Origin of the sequence: Klenkia brasiliensis (assembly GCF_900100695.1) — a bacterium.
In the GTDB taxonomy this organism is placed as follows: domain Bacteria; phylum Actinomycetota; class Actinomycetes; order Mycobacteriales; family Geodermatophilaceae; genus Klenkia; species Klenkia brasiliensis.
This window is the reverse complement of record NZ_FNCF01000003.1, coordinates 372,461-396,929: the sequence shown is the minus strand read 5'-3', so window position 1 is coordinate 396,929 and position 24,469 is coordinate 372,461. Positions and strand designations below refer to the sequence as shown.

At 74.5% G+C, this 24,469-nt stretch carries 19 protein-coding genes; 13 read left to right on the top strand and 6 right to left on the bottom strand.

The features are described 5' to 3' along the window. Positions 1-2 precede the first annotated feature (2 nt). The 11 genes from uvrC (at position 3) to BLT39_RS10500 (ending at position 12,509) form a co-directional block, all read left to right on the top strand. A complete protein-coding gene (gene uvrC / locus BLT39_RS10550; RefSeq protein ID WP_091062491.1) occupies positions 3-2,000 on the top strand; it encodes an excinuclease ABC subunit UvrC in 1,998 nt (665 codons plus the stop codon). Continuing rightward, positions 1,997-2,911 (top strand): RNase adapter RapZ, encoded by a 915-nt coding sequence (gene rapZ / locus BLT39_RS10545; RefSeq protein ID WP_091062489.1) that lies wholly within the window; start codon positions 1,997-1,999, stop codon positions 2,909-2,911. Before uvrC ends, rapZ begins: the two co-directional genes overlap by 4 nt. Next, a complete protein-coding gene (locus tag BLT39_RS10540; RefSeq protein WP_091062487.1) occupies positions 2,908-3,879 on the top strand; it encodes a gluconeogenesis factor YvcK family protein in 972 nt (323 codons plus the stop codon). Before rapZ ends, BLT39_RS10540 begins: the two co-directional genes overlap by 4 nt. Positions 3,880-4,003: 124 nt before the next feature. Then, positions 4,004-4,984 carry a DNA-binding protein WhiA gene (whiA, locus tag BLT39_RS10535; RefSeq protein WP_091062485.1) on the top strand — a complete coding sequence of 327 codons (981 nt, stop codon included), beginning with the start codon at positions 4,004-4,006 and terminating at the stop codon, positions 4,982-4,984. Between the two features lie 141 nt (positions 4,985-5,125). Then, the gene (locus tag BLT39_RS10530; RefSeq protein WP_242658339.1) at positions 5,126-6,814 is read left to right on the top strand and encodes a histidine kinase N-terminal 7TM domain-containing diguanylate cyclase; all 1,689 of its coding nucleotides are present in this window, start codon (positions 5,126-5,128) and stop codon (positions 6,812-6,814) included. Positions 6,815-6,957: 143 nt separating this feature from the next. Further along, positions 6,958-7,959 carry a type I glyceraldehyde-3-phosphate dehydrogenase gene (gap, locus tag BLT39_RS10525; protein ID WP_091062481.1) on the top strand — a complete coding sequence of 334 codons (1,002 nt, stop codon included), beginning with the start codon at positions 6,958-6,960 and terminating at the stop codon, positions 7,957-7,959. A gap of 2 nt (positions 7,960-7,961) precedes the next feature. Continuing rightward, positions 7,962-9,170 (top strand): phosphoglycerate kinase, encoded by a 1,209-nt coding sequence (locus BLT39_RS10520; RefSeq protein WP_207507846.1) that lies wholly within the window; start codon positions 7,962-7,964, stop codon positions 9,168-9,170. After that, positions 9,170-9,979 carry a triose-phosphate isomerase gene (tpiA, locus tag BLT39_RS10515; protein WP_091062479.1) on the top strand — a complete coding sequence of 270 codons (810 nt, stop codon included), beginning with the start codon at positions 9,170-9,172 and terminating at the stop codon, positions 9,977-9,979. Before BLT39_RS10520 ends, tpiA begins: the two co-directional genes overlap by 1 nt. A gap of 43 nt (positions 9,980-10,022) precedes the next feature. Beyond that, positions 10,023-11,747: an ABC transporter substrate-binding protein gene (locus tag BLT39_RS10510; RefSeq protein WP_242658304.1), complete on the top strand. Its 1,725-nt coding sequence runs from the start codon at positions 10,023-10,025 to the stop codon at positions 11,745-11,747. A gap of 51 nt (positions 11,748-11,798) precedes the next feature. Next, positions 11,799-12,032: a preprotein translocase subunit SecG gene (gene secG, locus BLT39_RS10505; protein ID WP_278246965.1), complete on the top strand. Its 234-nt coding sequence runs from the start codon at positions 11,799-11,801 to the stop codon at positions 12,030-12,032. A 123-nt stretch (positions 12,033-12,155) separates the two neighbouring features. Then, entirely contained in the window at positions 12,156-12,509 is a 354-nt protein-coding gene (locus tag BLT39_RS10500) for an RNA polymerase-binding protein RbpA (RefSeq protein WP_479723793.1), read from the top strand. A gap of 36 nt (positions 12,510-12,545) precedes the next feature. Here the strand turns inward: BLT39_RS10500 and pgl are convergent, their stop codons facing one another. From pgl to tkt, 5 genes are all read right to left on the bottom strand, one after another. Continuing rightward, the gene (pgl, locus tag BLT39_RS10495; protein WP_091062474.1) at positions 12,546-13,277 is read right to left on the bottom strand and encodes a 6-phosphogluconolactonase; all 732 of its coding nucleotides are present in this window, start codon (positions 13,275-13,277) and stop codon (positions 12,546-12,548) included. Then, on the bottom strand, positions 13,274-14,380 hold the full coding sequence (locus tag BLT39_RS10490; protein ID WP_091062472.1) for a glucose-6-phosphate dehydrogenase assembly protein OpcA: 1,107 nt from the start codon (positions 14,378-14,380) through the stop codon (positions 13,274-13,276). Before BLT39_RS10490 ends, pgl begins: the two co-directional genes overlap by 4 nt. A gap of 28 nt (positions 14,381-14,408) precedes the next feature. Next, positions 14,409-15,923, bottom strand: coding sequence for a glucose-6-phosphate dehydrogenase (gene zwf / locus BLT39_RS10485; RefSeq protein ID WP_091062469.1), 1,515 nt, complete (start codon positions 15,921-15,923; stop codon positions 14,409-14,411). A gap of 86 nt (positions 15,924-16,009) precedes the next feature. Further along, positions 16,010-17,113 (bottom strand): transaldolase, encoded by a 1,104-nt coding sequence (gene tal / locus BLT39_RS10480; protein WP_091062467.1) that lies wholly within the window; start codon positions 17,111-17,113, stop codon positions 16,010-16,012. A gap of 17 nt (positions 17,114-17,130) precedes the next feature. After that, the gene (gene tkt, locus BLT39_RS10475; RefSeq protein WP_091062465.1) at positions 17,131-19,344 is read right to left on the bottom strand and encodes a transketolase; all 2,214 of its coding nucleotides are present in this window, start codon (positions 19,342-19,344) and stop codon (positions 17,131-17,133) included. A 211-nt stretch (positions 19,345-19,555) separates the two neighbouring features. Here tkt and BLT39_RS10470 point away from each other — a divergent pair, with 211 nt between their 5' ends. Next, positions 19,556-20,473, top strand: a complete 918-nt coding sequence (locus tag BLT39_RS10470) for a heme o synthase (protein ID WP_091062462.1) — start codon at positions 19,556-19,558, stop codon at positions 20,471-20,473. A gap of 348 nt (positions 20,474-20,821) precedes the next feature. Here the strand turns inward: BLT39_RS10470 and BLT39_RS10465 are convergent, their stop codons facing one another. Then, a complete protein-coding gene (locus BLT39_RS10465) occupies positions 20,822-21,733 on the bottom strand; it encodes a COX15/CtaA family protein (protein ID WP_165640234.1) in 912 nt (303 codons plus the stop codon). A 189-nt stretch (positions 21,734-21,922) separates the two neighbouring features. On the opposite strand from BLT39_RS10465, the gene BLT39_RS10460 reads away from it, so the two are divergent. Further along, a complete protein-coding gene (locus BLT39_RS10460) occupies positions 21,923-24,382 on the top strand; it encodes an ATP-dependent Clp protease ATP-binding subunit (RefSeq protein ID WP_242658302.1) in 2,460 nt (819 codons plus the stop codon). The last annotated feature ends 87 nt before the right edge of the window (positions 24,383-24,469 follow it).

Here is a 24,469-nt window from a genome sequence, read left to right as displayed (position 1 = left end):
CCGTGCCCGACCCGTCCACCTACCGGCCGGCGGTCGGCAGCATCCCGGAGTCGCCGGGGGTCTACAAGTTCCGTGACCCCGGCGGCCGGGTGATCTACGTCGGCAAGGCCAAGAGCCTGCGCCAGCGGCTGAACAGCTACTTCGCCGACATCGCCGGGCTGCACCCCCGCACCCGGCAGATGGTCACCACGGCCGGGTCGGTGGAGTGGACCGTCGTCGGCACCGAGGTCGAGGCCCTCCAGCTCGAGTACAACTGGATCAAGGAGTTCGACCCGCGGTTCAACGTCCGCTACCGGGACGACAAGAGCTACCCGTCGCTGGCGGTCACCCTCAACGAGGAGTACCCCCGGCTGCAGGTCATGCGCGGTCCCAAGCGCAAGGGCGTGCGGTACTTCGGCCCCTACGCCCACGCCTGGGCGATCCGCGAGACGCTGGACACCCTGACCCGGGTGTTCCCGGCCCGCACCTGCTCCACCGGGGTCTTCAAGCGGCACGGGCAGATCGGCCGCCCGTGCCTGCTGGGCTACATCGGCAAGTGCTCGGCCCCCTGCGTCGGGAAGGTCTCCGCCGAGGAGCACCGCGACATCGTCGACGACTTCTGCGACTTCATGGGCGGCCGCACCGAGCAGATCATCCGCCGGCTGGAGCGCGAGATGGCCCGCGCCGCCGAGGACATGGAGTACGAGCGCGCCGCCCGGCTGCGCGACGACCTCGGCGCGCTGCGGCGGGCGCTGGAGAAGCAGGCCGTCGTGCTCGGCGACGGCACCGACGCCGACGTCGTCGCCTTCGCGCAGGACGAGCTGGAGGCCGCGGTCCAGGTCTTCCACGTCCGCGGCGGCCGGGTGCGCGGCCAGCGGGGCTGGATCATCGACAAGGTCGAGGAGGTCACCACCGGCCAGCTGGTGGAGCAGTTCCTGCTGCAGGTCTACGGCGGCGGCGACACCGGCGACGTCGCCGCCGACGCGGTGCCGCGCGAGGTGCTGGTGCCCGAGCTGCCCTCGGAGTCCGAGGTCTACGCCGAGCTGCTCTCGGAGCTGCGCGGGTCGCGGGTCTCGCTGCGGGTGCCGCAGCGCGGGGACAAGCGGTCGCTGATGGAGACCGTGGAGCGCAACGCCCAGGAGGCCTTCGCCCGGCACCGGGTGAAGCGCGCCGGTGACCTCACCGCCCGGTCGCTGGCGCTGTCGGAGCTGCAGGAGGCCCTCGACCTGCCCGACGCGCCGCTGCGCATCGAGTGCATGGACGTCAGCCACGTGCAGGGCACCAACGTGGTGGCCAGCATGGTCGTGTTCGAGGACGGGTTGGCCAAGAAGAGCGACTACCGCCGGTTCCAGGTCGCCCAGGGCACCGACGACACCGCCGCCATGGCCGAGGTCGTCCGCCGCCGCTTCGCCCGCCACCTCAAGGAGGAGGAGGACCGCAGGGACGAGCAGGGCGTCGCCGCCGAGGAGGGCCGGCCGCGCCGCTTCGCCTACCCGCCGAACCTGCTGGTGGTCGACGGCGGGCAGCCGCAGGTCGCCGCCGCGGCCCGGTCGCTGTCCGAGCTGGGCGTGCACGACGTGGCGGTGTGCGGGCTGGCCAAGCGGATGGAGGAGGTGTGGCTGCCTGACGACCCCGACCCGGTCATCCTGCCGCGCACCTCCGAGGCGCTGTACCTGCTGCAGCGGGTCCGCGACGAGGCGCACCGCTTCGCGATCACCTACCACCGGCAGAAGCGGTCGGCCGGGATGCTGGTGTCGCTGCTGGACGACGTCCCCGGGCTGGGCGACACCCGCCGCAAGGCGTTGATGAAGGAGTTCGGGTCGCTCAAGCGGCTGCGGGCGGCCACCGTCGACGAGCTCACCCGGGTGCCCGGCATCGGCCGGCGGACCGCGGAGGCGGTGCTCGCGGCGGTGGCCGAGCCGGCCACGGACCCGGTCGCCGACCCACCCGCGACCGGGGCCGACCCGGCGGCGGGCGATGATGGCAGCTCGACCCCGCTGACCACCGGAGCCGCCTCGTGACCGACCTGCCCGAGACCGCCCCGGAGGCCGACCCCGCCGAGCCGCCGGACGCCGGCCCGCTCGAGGTGGTCGTGGTGACCGGCTTGTCGGGCGCGGGCAAGAACAGCGCCGGCCGGGTGCTGGAGGACCTCGGCTTCTTCGTCGTGGACAACCTGCCCCCGGCCCTGCTGGCGCCGATGGTCGAGCTGGGGTCCCGCGGCGACGTCCGCCGGTTCGCCGCGGTGGTCGACGTGCGCAGCCGGGCCTTCTCCAGCGACCTGGCGGAGTCGATCCGCTCGCTCACCGACGCCGGGCACCGCCCGCGGGTGGTCTACGTGCACGCCCGCGACGAGGTGCTGGTGCGCCGGTACGAGTCCAACCGCCGTGAGCACCCGCTGCAGGGCTCCGGCCGGCTCTCCGACGGCATCGCGGCCGAGCGGGCGCTGCTGACCGGCATCGCCGGCGACGCGGACCTGTGGGTGGACACCTCCGACCTCAACGTGCACCAGCTGCGCGCGACGCTGGAGGCGGCGTTCCTGCGCGAGGGCGCGGTCCCCGAGCTGACCGCGACCGTGCTCAGCTTCGGCTTCAAGTACGGCCTCCCGCTGGACGCCGACCTCGTCGTCGACGCCCGCTTCCTGCCCAACCCGCACTGGGTGCCCGAGCTGCGCCCGCTGACCGGCAGGGACGCCCCGGTGCGCGACCACGTGCTGGGCGCCGCCGACGCCGCGGAGTTCCTGGACCGTTACCAGGACGTGCTCCGGCTGCTGGTCCCCGGCTACCGGCGCGAGGGCAAGAAGTACCTGACCCTGGCGGTGGGCTGCACCGGCGGCAAGCACCGGTCGGTGGCCATCGCCGAGGAGTTCGCCCGCCGGCTGTCCGCCGACGGCGTGACCGCCAACGCCCGCCACCGCGACCTGGGCCGGGAGTGAGCGGCCCCGGTCCCTCGGTCGTCGCGCTGGGGGGCGGGCACGGCCTGGCCGCCGCCCTGGACGCCTGGCAGCCGCTGGCCGGCGAGCTCACCGCGGTGGTGACGGTCGCCGACGACGGCGGCTCCTCCGGCCGGATCCGGCGCGAGATGCCGGTGCTCCCGCCCGGGGACCTGCGGATGGCGCTGGCCGCGCTGGCCGGCGACGGCGCGCGCACCCAGGAGATGGCCACGCTGCTGCAGCACCGGCTGGGCGGCACCGGGGTGCTGGCCGGCCACCCGGTGGGCAACCTGGTGCTCACCGGCCTGACCGAGGTGCACGGCGGGGACACCGTCCGCGCCCTGGACACCCTGTGCGAGCTGCTCGGCGCCCGGGGCCGGGTGCTGCCGATGGCCGACGTCCCGCTGGACCTGGTGGCGATCGTCGACACCGTCGACCCCGACGACCCGCAGCGCTCGCGGCACATCCGCGGCCAGGTGGCCATCGCCACCAGCCCCGACCGGGTCCGCTCCATCCGGGTCACCCCGGCCGACCCGCCGGTGCACCCCGACGTGCTGGCCGCCATCGCCCGGGCCGACGTGGTCTCCCTCGGCCCGGGGTCCTGGTACACCTCCGTGCTGCCGCACCTGCTGGTGCCGCGGCTGCGCGCCGCGCTGGCCGCCACCCCGGCGCACGTGGTGGTCGTGCTGAACCTGGAGCCGCAGGCCGGCGAGACCGACGGGTTCTCCCCGCAGGAGCACCTGCGGGTCCTGGTGGAGCATCTGCAGGGCGTGCCGTTGCACACCGTGGTCGCCGATGCGGGTGCGGTTGTTGACCGCCGTGGTCTGCTGTCAGCTGTGCGGGCGTGCGGGGCGGAACTGGTCCTTGCGCCGGTGGCTGCCCGCGACGGCGCGGCGCGGCACGAGCCGGAGCTGCTGCGGGCGGCGCTCGCGCAGGTCGCGGCCCGCGTGTCCGGGGCGGGGCGGCCGTGAGGTCGAGCTCGCCGCACGGTTCCGGCGTGCGGCAGTATCGGGGGACGACGGTCGCGGGAGCGGCTCCGGCGCGCCGGGGGCGCCCGGTCGCCGGGGGGCCGGCCGAGGGGGAGAGGGACAGCGCATGGCGATGACGGCGATGGTGAAGGACGAGCTCTCGAGGGTGGAGTGCACCCGGACCTCCGAGCGCAAGGCCGAGGTCACGGCGCTGCTGCGCTTCTCCGGCGGCCTGCACATCGTCGGCGGCCGGGTGGTCATCGAGGCCGAGCTGGACACCGGGTCGGTGGCCCGCCGGCTGCGCCGCGACATCAGCGAGGTCTACGGCTACACCAGCGGCGTCAGCGTGCTGGCCGGCGGCAACATCCGCCGCGGCGTGCGCTACCTGGTCCGCATCGCCAAGCACGGCGAGGGCCTGGCCCGCCAGACGGGCCTGGTCGACCAGCGCGGCCGCCCGGTGCGCGGCCTGCCGCCGGCCGTGGTGTCCGGCGGGCTCAACGACGCCGAGGCCGCCTGGCGCGGTGCGTTCCTGGCGCACGGCTCGCTGACCGAGCCCGGTCGGTCCTCCTCCCTGGAGGTCACCTGCCCCGGCCCGGAGGCCGCGATGGCCCTGGTCGGTGCCGCCCGCCGGCTGGGCATCGCGGCCAAGGCCCGCGAGGTGCGCGGCGCCGACCGCGTGGTCGTGCGGGACGGCGACGCGATCAGCGCGCTGCTGACCCGGATGGGCGCCCACGAGGCGGTGCTCACCTGGGAGGAGCGGCGGATGCGCCGCGAGGTCCGGGCCACCGCCAACCGGCTGGCCAACTTCGACGACGCCAACCTGCGCCGCTCGGCCCGCGCCGCGGTCGCCGCCAGCGCCCGGGTCGAGCGCGCGCTGGAGATCCTGGGCGAGGACGCCCCCGAGCACCTGCTCGTCGCCGGTCGGCTGCGGCTCGAGCACGGCCAGGCCTCCCTCGAGGAGCTCGGCCAGCGGGCCGACCCGCCGATGACCAAGGACGCCGTCGCCGGGCGCATCCGCCGGCTGCTGGCGATGGCCGACAAGCGGGCCAAGGACCTGGGCATCCCCGACACCGAGTCGGTCGTCACCGACGACATGATCGGCCCCTAGCGGCCTCCCGCACGCGGCGCCCACCTCACCCGGGCGGGTCGGACCCGACCCCCTCGGCTGGGGGTGGGTGCCGCGCGTGCCGAGGTGGAGGGGAGGACCGCGCCGGCAGCGGTCACGGACGCGGGGGAGGACACGGTGGGGATGCTCTGGGTGCTGGCCTTCGGGCTGGCGCCGCTGCTGACCGCCGGGGTCGGCGCGGCCGCCTGGCAGCACCGCCGCGACAACCCGGGCGCCCGCGCCCTGACGCTCACCCTCGCCGGCATCAGCGGCTGGTCGCTGGCCTGCGCCTGGCTGCTCGCCCCGCTGTCGGCCGGGCTCCGGTCGGTGGCCTACCCCGCCGTGTTCGTCTGCGTCGGCGCCACCGTCGTCGGCTTCTGGGCACTGAGCCGGCTGCTGGCCGACCCGCGGTGGCGGACCAGCCGCCGGACCGCCCTGCTGCTCACCGTCGAGCCCGTGGCGCTGGCCGTGCTGTCGGTGCTGCCGGCCACCGCCGACCTCGTCTTCGGCCGCACCGACCTGACCGCGCCCACGGGGACGGTCCACCTCGTCGGCGGCCCGCTCTTCCTCCTGCACAGCCTGTACAGCTACGCCTTCATCGGCGGGTCGCTGCTCCGGCTGCTCCGCGTCGCCCGGGGCGGTGCCCCGCTGGCCCGCCGCCAGGCCGTGGTGCTGCTGGTCTCCGCGGTGCCGCCGACGGTCGGCAACCTCACGATGACGCTGTCCATGCGGGGCGAGGGCGTCGTCGACCTGACCCCGCTGTTCTTCATCGTCACCGGGCTCATCGCCGGCTGGGCGGTGCTGCGGGCCGGCCTCCTGGAGGTCGTGCCGGTGGCCCGCGACCAGGTGGTGGAGACGATGACCGACGGCGTGCTGGTCAGCGACAGCGAGGGCCGGCTGGTCGACCTCAACCCGGCCGCCCGCAGGATCCTGCGCCGGGTGCGCCCGGACGCCCCGGCCGACCCCATCGGCGAGCGCTTCGCCGACCTGGTCGGCCCCGAGCTGCTCGCCGCGGTGCTGCCCGACGGCCCCGCCGTCGACGGCACCTGGGCGTCCGGCCACGCCGTCGTCCAGGTCACCGACGGGGTGTGGCTGGACGTGCAGACCGTCCCGGTCGGCGGTCGGGGGCGGGGCCGGCGCGGTGGCCGGCTGACCGTGGTCCGCGACGTGAGCGCCGAGCAGCGCCGCGAGGCCGACCTGCGCCGGCTCAACGCCGAGCTGGCCGAGCACGTGACGACCGTGGAACGGCTGCGGGCCGCGCTCGCCGAGGAGGCCGTCCGCGACCCGCTGACCGGGCTGCACAACCGCCGGCACCTGGACCGGGAGCTGGACCGCGCGGTGGCCGCCGCGGGCCCCGGCACGGGCGCGGTGGCCGTCGTCGCCGTGGACGTCGACCACTTCAAGTCGGTCAACGACCGCTGGGGCCACGCGGCCGGGGACGACGTGCTGCGGTCGGTCGCCGACGAGCTGCGCGCCTCGGCCCGCGCCGAGGACGTCGTCGCCCGGGTGGGCGGCGAGGAGTTCGTGCTGGTGCTGGCCGGCACCGACAGCCGCACCGCCGCCGGCCGGGCCGAGGAGCTGCGCGCCCGCTGCGCGGCCCGGGTGCACGCGGTGCCCACGGGCTCGCTCGGGCTCACGGTGAGCATCGGGGTGGCGGTGGCCGACGCTGCCGGCGACCGGGGCGGCACCGTGCTGGCCCGGGCCGACCGGGCGCTGTACGCGGCGAAGGCCGCCGGGCGCGACCGGGTCGTCGTGGCGGCACCCGGTGCCGGTGACGCCGACGGGCCGATGGGCCCCGTCGCAGACGTCAGGGACGTCTTCTCCGCGTCCTGACCTGCGAGGACGGGCCCGTACTGCAGGCCCCGGCCCGACGGCTAGGGTTCTCGGCGAGGCGGTGTCGCGCACCCCCGCGCGACCCCCCACGCCAGCAGCTCGGCACCCAGCAGAGCACCCACAAGGCACCCACGGAGGTCCCAGTGACGGTACGCGTCGGCATCAACGGCTTCGGCCGCATCGGCCGCAACTTCTACCGGGCGGTCGCCGCCAGCGGCCAGGACATCGAGATCGTCGCCGTCAACGACCTGACGAGCAACGACGTCCTCGCCCACCTGCTCAAGTACGACTCGGTCCTCGGCAAGTTCCCCGAGGAGGTCAGCTCCTCCGGCGACGGCATCACCGTCGGCGGGAAGACCATCACCGCCCTCGCCGAGCGCGACCCGGCGAACCTGCCCTGGGGCGACCTGGGCGTCGACGTGGTCATCGAGTCCACCGGCTTCTTCACCAAGGCCGCCGACGCCCGCAAGCACGTCGAGGCCGGCGCCAAGAAGGTCATCATCTCCGCGCCCGCCACCGACGACGACATCACCATCGTCATGGGCGCCAACCACGAGCTCTACGACGGCTCGCAGACCATCATCAGCAACGCCTCGTGCACCACGAACTGCCTGGCCCCGCTGGCCAAGGTGCTCAACGACTCGTTCGGCATCGAGCGCGGCCTGATGACCACGATCCACGCCTACACCGCCGACCAGAACCTGCAGGACGGCCCGCACAAGGACCTGCGCCGCGCCCGCGCCGCCGCGCTGAACATCGTCCCGACCTCCACCGGTGCGGCCAAGGCCATCGGCCTGGTCCTCCCGGAGCTGAAGGGCAAGCTCGACGGCTACGCCCTGCGCGTCCCGGTCCCGACCGGCTCGGCCACCGACCTGACCGTCACGCTGTCCCGCGAGGTCACCGTCGAGGAGGTCAACGCCGCGTACAAGGCCGCCGCCGAGGGCCCGCTGGCGCCCTACCTGGTCTACACCGACGCGCCGATCGTCTCCTCCGACATCGTCACCGACCCGGCCTCCTGCATCTACGACTCGGGTCTGACCAAGGTCTTCGGTGACCAGGTCAAGGTCGTGGGCTGGTACGACAACGAGTGGGGCTACTCCAACCGCCTCGTCGACCTGACCTCGCTCGTCGGTTCGAAGCTCTGAGCATGCGCACCGTCGACGAGCTGATCGCCGAGGGGGTGTCGGGCAGGCGCGTGCTGCTGCGCGCCGACCTGAACGTCCCCCTCGACGACTCCACCGGCGACCCGGTCATCACCGACGACGGCCGCATCCGGGCCAGCCTGCCCACGCTGCAGGCGCTGCGCGAGGCGGGCGCCCGCGTCGTCGTCGCGGCGCACCTGGGCCGGCCCAAGGGCGAGCCGGACCCCCGGTTCAGCCTGGCCCCGGTCGCCGCGCGGCTCTCCGAGCTGCTGGGTGCCCCGGTGCCGCTGGCCACCGACACGGCCGGGTCCGGTGCCCGGGCCGCCGTGGAGGCGCTGGGCGACCGCGACGTCTGCCTGCTGGAGAACGTCCGCTTCGAGGCGGCCGAGACCAGCAAGGACGACGACGCCCGCGGGGCCCTGGCCGACCGGTTCGCCGCCCTGGCCGACGTGTACGTCGACGACGCCTTCGGGGCCGTGCACCGCAAGCACGCCTCGGTCTACGACGTCGCGACCCGGCTGCCGCACGCGGCCGGCCGGCTGGTCGCCACCGAGCTCGACGTGCTGACCCGGCTGACGGAGGACCCGCAGCGGCCCTACGTCGTGGTGCTGGGCGGCTCGAAGGTCAGCGACAAGCTGGCCGTCATCGAGGCCATGCTGCCGAAGGTCGACAAGCTCCTGGTCGGCGGCGGGATGTGCTTCACCTTCCTGGCCGCGCAGGGCCACGGGGTGGGCGGCTCGCTGCTCGAGTCCGACCAGGTGGAGACCTGCCGGCGGCTGCTGGCCGAGGCCGGGGACAAGATCGTGCTGCCGGTCGACGTGGTCTGCGCCGAGGCGCTGGTCGCCGATGCCCAGGTCACGGTCACCCCGGTCGACGCCATCCCCGACGGCCTCAAGGGCCTCGACGTCGGCCCGCGCACCGTGGAGCTGTTCGGCGAGCACCTGGCCGACGCCCGCACGGTGTTCTGGAACGGGCCGATGGGCGTGTTCGAGCTGGCGCCGTTCACCGCCGGCACCCGGGGGGTGGCCACCGCGGTGGCCGCCGTCGACGGGCTGTCGGTGGTCGGCGGCGGCGACTCGGCCGCCGCGGTGCGCCAGCTGGGCCTGCCGGAGGACGGCTACGGCCACATCTCCACCGGGGGCGGTGCGTCCCTGGAGTTCCTCGAGGGCCGCGAGCTGCCCGGCCTGGCCGTGCTGTCGGGCGGGGCCGGCTGATGGCCCGCACGAAGTCCGGGAAGGTCTACGAGGGCCGGCGCCCGCTCATCGCGGGCAACTGGAAGATGAACCTGACCCACCTGGAGGCCATCGGCCTGGTCCAGAAGGTCGCGTTCGGCCTCAAGGAGCCCGAGCTGGAGGCGGCCGAGGTCGTCGTCGTCCCGCCGTTCACCGCGATCCGCAGCGTGCAGACGCTGGTGCAGGGCGACAAGATAGAGATCGGTTTCGGCGGCCAGGACCTGTCCACCGCCGACTCCGGGGCCTACACCGGCGAGGTCAGCGGCGCGCAGCTCAAGGCGCTGGCCTGCACCTACGTCGTCGTCGGGCACTCGGAGCGGCGGGCGATGCATGCCGAGACCGACGAGGTCGTGGCGGCCAAGGTCCGCAAGGCGCTCGAGCACGAGCTGGTGCCGATCCTGTGCGTGGGGGAGGGGCTCGAGGTCCGCAAGGCCGGCGAGCACGTCCCGTACACCACCGCGCAGGTCGACGCCGCGCTCGAGGGCCTCGACGCCGCGACCGTGGCCGGGGTCGTCATCGCCTACGAGCCGGTCTGGGCGATCGGCACCGGCGAGGTGGCCACCCCCGAGGACGCGCAGGAGGTGTGCGGTGCGATCCGGGCCCGGCTCGCCGAGCGTTTCGGCCCGGAGACCGCCGACGTCGTCCGTATCCTCTACGGCGGTTCGGTGAAGGCCGGCAACACCGCGGGCATCCTCGCCGGACCGGACGTGGACGGGGCACTGGTGGGCGGCGCGAGCCTGGACGCCGACGAGTTCGTCTCGATCTGCCGCACCGCAGCCGAGAGCCGCTGACCCGCAGGGGCGGCGGCCCACCACCCGGAGGACCGCCGCCCCCGTGAGGCCCCACCCGCGCCGAGCGCTCCCCGCCCTGCTCCTGCTGGTCGCCCTGCTGGCCGGCTGCACCGGGGGCGACCCCGGGGACCGCGCGGTGCCCACCGCCTCCGGTGCGCCCGACGCCGGCGTGGACGGCCTCCGGGCGCCGTCCGACGCGACCGGGGGCACCCTGCGGCTGGTCACCGCCCAGGTGGACAGCCTGGACCCGCAGCGGTCCTACCTGCCGGCGGTGTGGAACCTCATGCGGCTCTACGCCCGCACCCTGGTCACCTACTCCTCCGAGCCGGGGAGCACCGAGCAGCTGGTCCCCGACCTCGCCACCGACCTGGGGACGACGCCCGACGGCGGCCGCACCTGGACCTTCACGCTCCGGCCGGGCGCCACCTTCGAGACCGGCCGGCCGATCACCAGCCGGGACGTCAAGTACGGCATCGAGCGGTCCTTCGCCGTCGACGTGCTGACCGGCGGGCCCAAGCTCGCCCTCGACCTGCTCGACCCGGAGAGCCTGTACGCCGGGCCCTACCAGGACGAGTCGCCCGACCGGCTGGGGCTGGGCAGCATCGCCACCCCGGACGACGCGACGATCACCTTCACCCTGTCCCGGGCCGACCCCGACTTCCCGTTCCTGCTCGCCCTGCCGCTGGCCTCCCCGGTGCCGGCGGAGAACGACACGGCGGCGGCCTACCAGGACGACCCGGTGTCCTCCGGCCCGTACGCGATCACCTCGGTCGACCCGGTCGCCGGCATCGTGCTGGAGCGCAACCCGGCCTGGACCCAGGACAGCGACCCGGTGCGCACCGCCCTGCCCGACTCCGTCGTCGTCCGCACCGGGCTCACCGGGCTGGACCGCGACCAGGCGCTGCTGGCCGGCTCGGCCGACGCCGACCTGTCCGGCACCGGCGTGCAGGAGGCCACGACCGCCCGCACCGACGGCGCGCAGGGCCTGGCCGACCGGGTCGACGACGTCACCACCGGGTCGGTGCGGCTGCTGGCCCTGCCCACCACCGTCGAGCCGATGACGTCGCCGGACTGCCGGGCCGCCGTGGCCGCGGCGGTGGACCGCAGCGACGTGCAGGACGCCCTCGGCGGTGCCGGTGACGCCGTCCGCACCTCCGTGCTGTGGCCCCGCTCCCTGCCCGGCGGACCCGAGGACCCCGACCCGGCCGCCGACCTCGACGCCGCCCGGCAGGCCCTGACCGCCTGCGGCAGGCCCGACGGGTTCGCCACCACCATGGCGGTCCCCGACGTGCCGATGAGCCTGGACGTCGCCGACCGGCTGGTGGCCCAGTTCGCCCAGGTCGGCATCCAGGTCACCGTGGTGCCGCTGGACCCCACGACGTTCTACACCGCCGGCATCGGCTCGCCGCAGGCCATCACCGGCGGCCAGTACGGCATGGTGCTGGCCACCTGGACCGCGGACCTGCCCACCCCGGCGTCCTTCCTGGTCCCGCTGGTCGACAGCCGGTCGATCACCCAGCAGGCCGGCAACTCCAACTACGGCCTGCTCGCCGACCCCTCGGTCGACGCGCTGGTCGACACCGCGGTCGGCGCCGGCGACGTCGCGGCGTGGGCCGCGGTCGCCGACGCCGCACTGGCCACGCACGCGGTGGTGCCGCTGGCGGAGAACCGGGTGCAGCTGCTGGCCGGCCAGCGGCTGCGCAACGGCGTGGTGATGCTGCCCTGGACCGGCTACGACGTGGCCACCGCCGGTGTCGGCGGTGGCTGACCGCCGTCCCGTAGGCTGGACCGCTGGCTGCCCGCTCGAACTGGAGAACCCGTGATCGAGATCGTCCTGAACGTCCTGCTGGTGCTCACCAGCCTGCTGCTGATCGTGCTGATCCTGCTGCACCGCGGCAAGGGCGGCGGCCTGTCCTCGATGTTCGGCGGGGCCGCGTCGTCCTCGCTGTCCGGCTCGTCGGTGGTGGAGAAGAACCTCAACCGGATCACCGTCTTCACCGCGATCATCTGGTCGGTGTGCATCGTCGCGCTGGGCATCCTGCTCAAGGTCTGACCGACCACCACCGGGTCGTGCACACCCGGTCTGACCTGGGCGTTCGGACGCGCGGTCGACACCTGGACGGAACCTGGGTGTGCCTACACTCACCCCCGCGGGGGCGATGATCCACAGACCTGAGTGGGGGCACACGTGGCTGGTGGCAGCGCGATCCGGGGCAGCCGGGTCGGGGCAGGACCGATGGGCGAGTCCGAGCGCGGAGAGGCCGCACCGCGGGTGCGGGTGGGCTTCTGGTGCGCGAACGGGCACGACACCCGCATCGCCTTCGCGCACGACGTCGAGGTGCCCGAGACGTGGGACTGCCCGCGCTGCGGGCTCCCCGCCGGGCAGGACCAGGACAACCCGCCGCCGCCCCCGCGGATCGAGCCGTACAAGACGCACCTGGCCTACGTGCGTGAGCGGCGCAGCGACGAGGACGGCGCGGCCCTCCTCGAGGAGGCCCTGCAGCGGCTGCGTGCCCGCCGCGGCGCCTGAGGGGTGCGGGGGCCCGCCCGGGCGGGCCCCCGCCTCCTACAGCTGCGAGGCGGCGGCCTCGTCGAGCATCCAGCGGGTGGCCCGGCGACCCACCGCGCCGGCCGCGGGCAGCGACGCCGGGGTCTCCCGGCCCGACAGCCCCCGGGCGACGGCCTCGGCCTTGCCCTCGCCGGACACCAGCAGCCAGACCTCCTCGGCCGCGGTGATCACCGGGAAGCCCAGGCTGACCCGGGTGGGCGGCGGCTTGGGGCAGTCGCGCACCGCGACGACGGTGCGGTCGTCGGCCACGGCGGGGGAGTCGGGGAAGATGGACGCCACGTGGCCCTCCGGGCCCACCCCGAGCAGCAGGACGTCGATCCGCGCCACCGCGCCGTCGCCGGCCGCGGCCAGCTCCTGCGCGTAGGCCGCCGCGGCGTCCTCGGGCTCGGCGTACCCGGCGTCGGCCGCCGGGATGGCGTGCACCCGCTCCGCCGGCACCCCGACGACGTCCAGCAGCGCCTCGCGGGCGCCCTTCTCGTTGCGGTCGTCGTCGGTGGCGGGGACCCAGCGCTCGTCGCCCCACCAGATGTCCACCCGCGTCCAGTCCACCTCCCCGGGCGCCGCGGCGACCGCGCGCAGCACCGCGGTGCCGATGCCGCCGCCGGTGAGCACCACCGACGCCGTCCCGTGCTCGGCCTGCGCAGCCGACAGCCGGGCCACCAGGTCACCGGCGACCGTGGCGGCCAGCTCGTCGGCGCCGGGCCGGACGACGACCTCGGGAGCGCTCACTCCGCCGCCCCGGGCTCGTCGTCGCCGCCGTCGTCGTCCCCGGTGCCGGTCTGCGCGACCTCGTCGTCGTCGCGGGAGTCGGCGGGCACGGTCGGGGCCGGCGGCGCGGTCGGGCGCATGGGGTCGAACCAGTGGTGCTCGCGCACCGGGGACCGCTGCGCCAGGCCGGTCACGCCGGTGGCCGCCTCCAGCGCCTCGCGGTAGGGCTCGTCGCTGTCCAGCCGCTTCATCTCCTCGCCGATGAGCTCGCCGAGGGACCGCTTGGGCAGCGCGACGGTGGCGTCGGGCCGGTAGGGCTGGCTGATCACCGCGCCGCCCTTGCGGTCGTCGGTCAGCCGGACCTCCTCGTCCTGGTCCAGGGTGAGGACGACGGTCTCGATGCCCTTGGTCCCGGTGCTGCGCTGGCCGGGCTCCACGGTGATCGAGCAGCCGCAGCGGGCGCTGAGCCAGCCGGCCACCAGCTGGGCGGTCGGGTTCTCCGGGTCGCCGAGCAGCTGCCCGCCCAGCACCCGCACCGGCCCGCCGCGCCGGCCGACGACGGCGTCCAGGGTGGAGGCCAGCGCCGAGCGCCAGAACGTGCTGCGGGTCCAGGCCAGGTCGGTGTCACCGGGCGCGAAGTCCTCGGCCCGGCGGTGCAGTGCGGCGACGTGGTCGGGGGCCATCAGGCTGTCGGTGACCCGCCGGTTGGCGATGACGCCGAGCGCGTCGCGGTCCAGGTGGTCCGGCGGCGCGCCGTGGAACCAGGTGACCACCGGGGCGTCGGCGGCCAGCAGCGGCAGCACGACGGACTCGGCGTGCAGACCCAGCCGGCCGTACATGCGCATGACCACGGCCTCGCCAGGCCCCAGCCGGCCGCCTACCAGCACCTCGGCGTCCAGCCGCGGCGCGGGTGCCTCGACCTGGCGGCGCACGACGACCAGCAGGCGGCAGGGGTGCACCTCCGCGGCGGCCGCCGCGGCGGCCTCGGCCTCGGCGACCTGGTCCTCGTCGGCGACGACGACCAGGGTCAGCGCGACGCCGCTCATCACGGCCCCGCCGGTGCGGCGCTGGGCGGCGAGCTCCTTGACGATCGCCGACCCGTTGGCGTCCCAGAGGGTGCTCACTGCGGGTCCTCCCCGTGGCAGGTGGTGGTCACGGTCGGCGCCATGCCCGGCCCTCGGAGGCCAGCATCTCGTCGGCGGCGCGCGGGCCCCACTCGCCGGCGCGGTAGGGGTAGGGGGTGGTGGCGGCCCAGTACTCCTCGAGCGGGTCGATGACCGCCCAGGAGGCCTCGACCTCGGCGTTGCGGGGGAACAGCGTGGCGTCGCCCAGCAGCACGTCCAGCAGCAGGCGCTCGTAGGCCTCGGGGGAGGCCTCGGTGAACTGCTCGCCGTAGAGGAAGTCCATGGCGACGTCGCGGACCTCCATCACGCTGCCCGGCACCTTCGACCCGAACTTGAGGGTGACCCCCTCGTCGGGCTGCACCCGCACGACGAGCTGGTTGTGGCCCAGTTCCTCGGTGTCGGTGGGCGCGAAGGGCAGGTGCGGCGCGCGGCGGAAGGACAGCGCGATCTCGGTGACCCGGCGGGGCAGCCGCTTGCCGGTGCGCAGGTAGAACGGCACCCCGGCCCAGCGGCGGGTCTCCACGCCCAGCCGGACGGCGGCGTAGGTCTCCGTGCGGGAGTCCTCGGCGACGCCGTCCTCCTGCCGGTAGCCCTTCGCCCGCTGGCCGGCCAGCCAGCCCTGCTCGTACTGCCCGCGGACGGCGAAGCGCTCCATGTCGGTCGGCACCGACACCGCGCGCAGCACCTTGAGCTTCTCGGTGCGGATCTCCTCGGCGGAGAACTCGACCGGCTCCTCCATGGCGGTGAGCGCCAGCAGCTGCAGCAGGTGGTTCTGCAGCACGTCGCGGGCCGCGCCGGTGCGCTCGTAGAACTCCGCACGGCCGCCGATGCCGACGTCCTCGGCCATGGTGATCTGCACGGAGTCCACGTGCGCGCCGTTCCAGACCGGCTCGAACAGGGTGTTGGCGAACCGCAGCGCCAGCAGGTTCTGGACGGTCTCCTTGCCCAGGTAGTGGTCGATGCGGAAGACGTCGTCGGCGCTGAACACCGAGTCGACCAGGCCGTTGAGCTCCCGGCTGGAGGGCAGGTCCGAGCCGAAGGGCTTCTCCACGACCACCCGCCGCCACCGCTCGGCGGTGCTCTCGGCCATGCCGGTGCGCTGCATCTGCTTGAGCACGACCGGGAACATGCTCGGCGGGATGGACAGGTAGAACGCGGCGTTGCCGCCGATGCCGTGGCTGCCCTCGAGCTCGCCGAGGGTGCGGGCCAGCTCGTCGAAGGCCGCGTCGTCGTCGAAGGAGCCCTGGATGAAGCGGACCGAGCCGCTCAACCGCTCCCAGACCTCCTCCCGCCACGGGGTGCGGGCGTGCTGGCGGGCGGCCTCGCGGGACAGCTCGGCGAAGTCGACGTCGTCCCAGTCGCGGCGGGCGAAGCCCAGCAGCGCGAAGTTGGTCGGCAGCAGGCCGCGGTTGGCGAGGTCGTAGACGGCCGGGAGGAGCTTCTTGCGGGCCAGGTCGCCGGTGATGCCGAAGACGACGAGGGCGCAGGGTTCGGGGACCCGGGGCAACCGCCGGTCCCTCGGGTCGCGCAAGGGGTTGGTCATCGATCCCTCTGGTGGTGTGCGCTGGTGGTGTACGGGTGGCGGACACCAGCGGGGCCGGGTGCGGCGGTGCACCCGGCCCCGGTGGGTTACTTCTTGTCCTGCAGCTGCTCCTTCACCGAGCCGGACAGCTCGTCCCAGGCGTCGATGAACTTCTGCACGCCCTCGGTCTCCAGGACGGCGAACACGTCGTCGAGGTCGACCCCGGCGTCGCGCACCGACTGCAGCACCTGCTCGGCGTCGGCGTAGGTCTCCTGCACCGGGCGGCCGACCTGGCCGTGGTCGGCGAAGGCCTGCATGGTCTTCTCCGGCATGGTGTTCACCGTGTCGGGGGCAACCAGCTCGGACAGGTAGAGCACGTCGCTGTAGTCGGGGTTCTTGACCCCGGTCGAGGCCCACAGCGGCCGCTGCTTGCTCGCGCCGCGGGCCTCCAGTGCCGCCCAGCGGTCGGAGGAGAAGACCTCCTCGTAGGCCTGGTAGGCCAGCTGGGCGTTGGCCACGCCGGCCTTGCCCTTGAGCGCGGGGTCGGCGCCGGCGTCGTCGAGCCGCTTGTCGATCTCGGTGTCCACGCGGGACACGAAGAACGACGCGACGCTCTCGATGCCCTCGAAGCCGGCCTCGGGGTCCTCGGCGCGCTTCTCCAGGCCGGCCAGGTAGGCCTCCATGACGGCCTTGTACCGCTCGAGGCTGAAGATCAACGTGACGTTGACGCTGATGCCGTTGGCGATCGTCTCGGTGATCGCGGGCAGGCCCTCGACGGTGGCCGGGATCTTGATGAACAGGTTCGGCCGGTCGACCAGCCACCACAGGTGGGCGGCCTCCGCGGCGGTCGCGTCGGTCTCGTGGGCCAGCCCGGGGGCGACCTCGAGGGAGACGCGGCCGTCGCGGCCGGTGCGGGCCGCGACCGGGGCGAGCAGGTCGCAGGCGTCGCGGACGTCGGCGGCGGTGATGGTGCGCAGCGCCTCCTCCACCGAGACCCCGCGGACGGCCATGGCGTGCAGCTGGTCGTCGTAGGAGTCCGAGCCGCTGATCGCGGCGGCGAAGATGGAGGGGTTGGTGGTCACGCCGACGACGGAGTGCTCGTCGACGAGCTGCTGCAGGTTGCCGCTGCGGATGCGGTCGCGGGACAGGTCGTCCAGCCAGACCGCGACGCCTGCCTTCGACAGGGCGGCGAGGTTCTCGTTCTGGGTCATCTGGTGTGCCTCCGGGCTCAGTGGTCGGCCGTGTGGGCGTTCTCGTGGGTGGGGACGTCGGCGCCCGAGGCGGGGCCGGCGCCGTCGGCGGCGGCCTGGATGCTCTCGCGGGCGGCGGCCACGACGGCCTCGGCGGTGAGGCCGAACTCGTCGTACAGCTTCTGGAACGAGGCGCTGGCGCCGTAGTGGTCCAGGCCCACGATGCGCCCGGCGTCGCCGACGAACTCGCGCCAGCCCATGGCCACGGCGGCCTCGATGCTGACCCGGGCCTTGACGGTCGGGGGCAGCACCTCGTCGCGGTAGGCCGGGCCCTGCTCGGCGAACCACTCCTGGCAGGGGATCGACACGACCCGGGTGGGCGTGCCGGCCGCCTCGAGCTGCTCGCGGGCGGCGACGGCGATCTGCACCTCGGACCCGGTGCTCATCAGGATCACCTCGGGGGTGCCGCCGCTGGCCTCGGCCAGCACGTAGGCGCCCTTCGCGGTGCCCTCGGCCGAGCCGAACTCCGACCGGTCGAGCACGGGCAGGTTCTGCCGGGACAGGATGATGCCGGCCGGGCGGTCGTCGTGCTCCAGGATCGTCCGCCAGGCCACCGCGGTCTCGTTGGCGTCGGCGGGCCGGACGACGTCCAGGCCGATGATCGCCCGCAGCGCGGCCAGGTGCTCGATCGGCTGGTGCGTCGGGCCGTCCTCGCCCAGGCCGATGGAGTCGTGCGTCCACACGTAGGTGACCGGCAGCTGCATGAGCGCGGCGAGCCGGACGGCGGGGCGCATGTAGTCCGAGAAGGTCAGGAACGTGCCGCCGTAGACGCGGGTGCCGCCGTGCAGCGCGATGCCGTTCATGATCGAGCCCATGGCGTGCTCGCGGATGCCGAAGTGCAGCGTGCGGCCGTAGGGGCCACCGGTCCACGTCTTGGTCTGCCGGCTCGGCGGCAGGAACGAGGGCTCGCCCTCGACCGCGGTGTTGTTGGACTCCGCGAGGTCGGCCGAGCCGCCCCACAGCTCCGGCAGCGCCGGGTAGATCGCGGCGAGCACCGCACCGGAGGCCTTGCGGGTGGCCATGCCCTTGGGGTCGGCGTCGAAGGTCGGCAGCGCGTCGGCCCAGCCCTCGGGCAGGGTGCGGGTGCGCATCCGGTCGAACAGCGCGGCCTGGTCGGGGTTGGCCGCCTGCCACGCGTCGAAGCCGGGCTGCCACTCGGCACGGGCCGCCTGGCCGCGCTCGAGCACCTTGCGGGTGTGCGCGATGACCTCGTCGGCGACCTGGAAGGTCTGCTCCGGGTCGAAGCCCAGCACCTTCTTGGTCGCGGCGACCTCGTCCTCGCCCAGCGCCGAGCCGTGGATGCCGCCGGTGTTCTGCTTGCCCGGCGACGGCCAGCCGATGATCGAGCGGCTGACGACGAGCGAGGGCCGGGTGGTCTCGGCCTTGGCCGCGGCCAGGGCGGCGTCGAGGGAGGCGAGGTCCTCGCTGTCGGCCACGTGCTGCACGTGCCAGCCGTAGGCCTCGTACCGGGCGGCGACGTCCTCGGTGAAGGCGATCGTCGTGTCGTCCTCGATGGAGATCTTGTTGTCGTCGTAGACGACGACCAGGTTGCCCAGCTGCTGGGTGCCGGCCAGGGACGACGCCTCGCCGGAGATGCCCTCCTGCAGGTCGCCGTCGGAGGCGATCGCCCAGATGGTGTGGTCGAAGACGCTCTCGCCCGAGGGGTCGGACGTCGGGTCCCAGATGCCGCGCTCGCGGCGGGCGGCCATCGCCATGCCGACCGCGTTGCCCACGCCCTGGCCCAGCGGGCCGGTGGTGGTCTCGACGCCCTTGGTGTGGCCGACCTCGGGGTGGCCCGGGGTCTGCGAGCCCCAGGTGCGCAGCGCCTTGAGGTCGTCGAGCTCCAGGCCGTAGCCGGAGTAGTAGAGCTGGGTGTAGAGGGTCAGCGCGGTGTGGCCGGGGGACAGCACGAAGCGGTCGCGGGCGACCCAGTTCGGGTCGGACGGGTCGTGCTTGATCCACTTCTGGAAGAGCAGGTAGGCCAGCGGGGCCAGGCTCATCGCGGTGCCGGGGTGGCCGTTGCCGACCTTCTGCACGGCGTCCATGGCCAGCACGCGGGCGGTGTCGATGGCCTTGCGGTCCAGGTCACCGAAGCCCTCGGGCAGGGTCGGGTTCGGCTGCGCGGGCGAGCCGGTGGGGGAGTCGGAGGCGGCTTCCGCCGGGGCCTCGGACTCGGTGCTGATGTCTGCCATCGTGGCGGGTGCTCCCTTGAGGGTCGGGTCTGCGTCGGGGCGACGCCGGAGTGTCTGCCGGTCGTCGTCCTTGCCGACCTGGGCCCTACCCGCCGGGCGCGCACCATCAACGTGACCGAACCCTAGTGGTAGGCCGGTGTCCCGGCCCTGCGTCGGGGCTAGAGTGGGCCCGACCTCCGCCCGTCCCGGTTCGAATGGTGTGGATCGACTCGTGACCTCGATCGCCGAACGGCGTGCCGTCGTCCGGCGGACCCCTCCGCTGGCGCTCGTCGGGGCCTACGTCTCGCTGACCAAGCCCAAGCTCGTCGAGCTGCTGCTGGTCACCACGCTCCCGGCGATGATGCTGGCCGCCGGCGGCTGGCCGGGCACCGGGCTGGTCGTGGCCACCCTGGTCGGCGGGATGCTGGCCGCGGGCGCGGCCAACACGATCAACTGCTGGTACGACCGCGACATCGACCGGATCATGTCGCGCACCCGGGACCGGCCGACCGTCACCGGGGTCATCGCCCCGCGGGCCGCGCTGACCTTCGGCGTCATCCTGGCCTGGATCTCGCTGGTCGTCCTCGGCGTCTTCACCGCGCCGCTGGCCACCGCGCTCGCCGCCGGGGCGATGCTGGCCTACTCGGTCTTCTACACGATGGTGCTCAAGCGCCGCACCCACCACAACACCGTCTTCGGCGGCCTCCCCGGCGCGGCCCCGGTGCTCATCGGCTGGGCGGCGGTCACCGGTTCGCTGGCCTGGCCCGCCGTGGTCTTCTTCGGCATCGTCTTCTGCTGGCAGATGCCGCACTTCTGGGCGCTGGCCAGCCGGTACCGCTACGACTACTTCCGCGCGGGCGTCCCCATGCTCTCCGTCGTCGCCGGCCCGGTCACGGTGGCCAGGCAGTCCGCCGCGTGGGCCTGGGCCACCCTCGCGGTCTCCGTGCTCATGGTCCCGGTGACCCCGCAGCTGGGCTGGATCGCCGGCGGCCCGGTGCTGGCCCTGGGTGCCTGGTACGTCTACGAGTCCCACGCCTGGCTGGCCCGGATCAAGGCCGGCGTCCCCGACCGGCCCATGAGGCTGTTCTCGGTGTCGATCACCTACATGACCCTGCTGTCCATCGCCCTGGTCCTCGACGTCCTCCTCTGAGGCCCCCGATCCCTGACGCCGGGTTGCCGGGTTCTCGCCCTCCCGCGCGGCCCCGAGTGGGCGTGGACCCCGCACACCGCGTCGTCCCGCGATGGGCGACGTCGAGAACGGGCTTCCCGGGGTTGTGGCGAGCCCGATGACCCCGCGAACCCCGCACTCGGTGGTCCTCGATGTCCGATCGCCCGGTTCCTGCCCTCTCGCCAGGCCCGGAGGGGGCAGGAACCCCGCACGCCGCGTCGTCCCGGGTGTTCCGGCGGGTCAGGCCACGCCGAGAACGGGGTTGCCGGGGTCCTGGTGCGTCCGAGAGCCCCGCGACCCCGCGCTCGAGGGTCGCCGCGTGTGGCGGTGCTACCGGGTGGTGGCGAAGGCGTCGGCGGGGGGCTGGACCTCGGCCTCGGTGCGGGGGCCGCGGAGGGCCCAGCACAGCCGTGCCGTGTAGGCGGTGATCAGCACCGCGCCCAGCATGTGCAGCAGCACCAGCACGACCGGCAGGCCGGTGAAGTACTGCACGTAGCCGATGACGCCCTGGGCCAGCTCCACGACCAGCAGGTCACGGGCGGCCCGGCGGACGCGGCCGGGGGAGTCGGTGGCGTACAGGGCCACCAGCAGCGCCACGGTCAGCCCGATGAGCAGGAAGACGACGTCGGCGTGCAGCTGGCTGACCAGCTCGGGGTCGAAGCCCGTGCGCCCGGCACCCGGGTCGCCGCTGTGCGGGCCCGAGCCGGTGACGACGGTGCCGAACACCTGGACGGCGGCGACGGTGACCGCGATGCCGGTGACCAGCGCGGCGATCGGCCGGCGCACCAGCAGCCCGCCCACCCCGGGCTCCCGGGAGCGCAGCCACAGCGTGGTGGCGACGGCCACCAGGACCATCGAGACGAGGAAGTGCGCGGCGACCGTCCACGGGTTCAGCCCGGTCAGCACGGTGACGCCGCCCAGCAGCGCCTGCGCCGGGATGCCCAGGAAGCTGCCGACCGCCCACCTCCGCAGCTCCCGGCGGCTGGAGCGCCACACGACCACCACGGTGGCGATGGCGATCACCGCGAGCGCGAAGGTCAGCAGCCGGTTGCCGAACTCGATCAACCCGTGGCCGGCGAGCTCGGCGGTCGGGGTGATCGACCCGTCGGTGCACTCGGGCCAGGTGGGGCAGCCCAGCCCGCTGCCGGTCAGCCGGACCGCACCGCCGGTGACGACGATGAGGCCGTTGGCGACGGCGTTGGCGAGGGCGACGCGGCGGACGACGACGGGGGAGACCGGCACGCACCCAGGGTAGGTGGCTGCGTGTTCGCCCTGGGCGCACACGGGAAGGACAGGGACGGCGGGCGCGCTGCACACCACAGCGCAGGGCCCCGGACAGCGACGGCTGACGGCTCCCACCCCGCGGCGCACGACCCCGGTCGAGACCCGGCCCCCGGATCGGCGCAGGTACGCATCCCTGGAGCGCACTCCGTGACCTCTCCCTTCGACGACTTCTCCGCCGCCTTCTTCAGCAACCGCCGGGGCATGCAGCGGGTCGACCTGACCCAGCTGCTGTCCGAGCACGCCCGCGAGACCCTGGTCGCCGCCGCGCAGCAGGCCGCCGGGTGGGGCGGCCGCGACCTCGACGCGCCCCACCTGCTGTGGGCGCTGGCCGGCCAGGAGCCGACCCGCACCCTGCTGACCCGGGCCGGCGCCGACCCCGACCGGCTGCGCACCGGTCTCGAGGAGGCGCTGCGCGTCGGCGAGCCCTCCGACGGCCCGGTCACCCTCACCCCGGCCGCGAAGCGGGCCCTGCTGGACGCCCACCAGGTGTCCCGGGCCAGCGGCTCCACCTACATCGGCCCCGAGCACCTGCTGTTCGCCCTCGCGCTCAACGCCGACTCCGCCGCCGGCCGCCAGCTGTCCGGCGCGCGGGTGACCCCCGAGTCCCTGCAGCGCGCGGCCAGCGGTGCCCCGGCCGAGCAGCCGCCCTCGGACACCCCGACGCTGGACCAGTACGGCCGGGACCTGACCGCGCTGGCCCGCGACGGCAGGATCGACCCGGTCATCGGCCGGGCCGACGAGATCGAGCAGACCATCGAGGTGCTGTCCCGCCGCACCAAGAACAACCCGGTGCTCATCGGCGAGGCCGGCGTCGGCAAGACCGCCGTCGTGGAGGGCATCGCCGCCCAGATCGTGGCCGGCGACGTCCCCGACGTGCTCCGCGGCCGCCGGCTGGTCGAGCTCGACCTCACCGGCCTGGTCGCCGGCACCCGCTACCGCGGCGACTTCGAGGAGCGGCTCGGCAAGGTCATGGACGAGATCCGGGCGCACGCCGACTCGGTCCTGGTCTTCGTCGACGAGCTGCACACCGTGGTGAACGCGGGCGGCTCCGAGGGCTCGGCCGGTGCCGGCAACATCCTCAAGCCGGCGCTGGCCCGCGGCGAGCTGCACGTCATCGGCGCCACCACGCTGGACGAGTACCGCACCAGCATCGAGAAGGACCCAGCGCTGGAGCGCCGGTTCCAGCCGATCCTGGTCGGCGAGCCCAGCGTGGCCGACACCGTGGAGATCCTGCGCGGCCTGCGAGACCGGTACGAGGCCCACCACCAGGTGCGCTTCACCGACGAGGCGCTGGTCGCCGCCGCCGAGCTGTCCGACCGCTACGTCGCCGACCGGCACCTGCCCGACAAGGCCATCGACCTGGTCGACCAGGCCGGCGCGCGGGTGCGGCTGCGGGTCCGCCGCCCGACCACCGACCTGCGGTCGCTGGAGCAGGAGGTCGAGCGGCTGCAGCGGGAGAAGGACCAGGCCGTGGCCGCCGAGCAGTACGAGCGCGCCTCCGGCCTGCGCGACGAGCTGGCCGCGGCGCAGCAGCGGCTCGCCGGGGCCCGCTCGGGCGACGAGACCGGCGTCCCCGAGGTCGGCGTCGCCGAGATCGCCGAGGTGGTCTCCCGGGCCACCGGCATCCCGGTGGCGCAGCTGACCGAGGAGGAGCGCGACCGGTTGCTGCGGCTGGAGGACGTGCTGCACGCCCGCGTCGTCGGCCAGGACGAGGCGGTCGAGGTCGTGGCCGAGGCCGTCCGCCGGTCCCGCGCCGGCCTGGGCGACCCGGACCGGCCGATCGGCAGCTTCCTGTTCCTCGGCCCCACCGGCGTCGGCAAGACCGAGCTGGCCCGCGCGCTGGCCGAGGCCCTGTTCGGCGACCAGGACAAGATGGTGCGGCTCGACATGGGCGAGTTCCAGGAGCGGCACACCGTCAGCCGGCTGGTCGGCTCGCCCCCCGGGTACGTGGGCTACGAGGACGCCGGTCAGCTGACCGAGGCCGTGCGGCGCAACTCCTACTCGGTGGTGCTGCTCGACGAGGTCGAGAAGGCGCACCCGGACGTGTTCAACACGCTGCTGCAGCTGCTGGACGACGGCCGGCTCACCGACTCCCAGGGCCGCACGGTCTCCTTCGCCAACACCGTCGTGGTGATGACGTCGAACCTGGGCTCGGAGGCCATCGTCAACGCCGCGCACGGCCCGCTGGGCTTCACCTCGGGCGCCGACGACGGCGGCCGCGACGTCCGCGACGCCGTCCTGCGGCGGCTGCGGGAGGCCTTCCGGCCGGAGTTCCTCAACCGGATCGACGAGATCGTGGTCTTCCGGCAGCTGGAGGCGGCGCAGCTGGCCCGCATCACCGACCTGCTGCTGGAGGAGACCCGGCGTCGGCTGGCCGCGCAGGACATCGCGGTCGAGTTCGACGAGGAGGCGGTGGCCTGGCTCGCCGACCGGGGCCACGAGCCGGCCTACGGGGCACGTCCGCTGCGCCGGGCGATCCAGCGCGAGGTCGACAACCCGGTGTCCCGGATGGTGCTGGCCGGTGATCTGCAGCGCGGTCAGCGGCTGCGGGTCGGGGTGGTCGACGGCGGCCTGCACTTCGCCGTCGAGAGCCCGGTGGCGCTCTGACCTGGCACGCGGTGCCACGGGGGGTGCGGGCAGCTGCCCGCACCCCCCGTGGGCTGCACGTTCGGGTTAGGGCGACCTTGCTTGCGA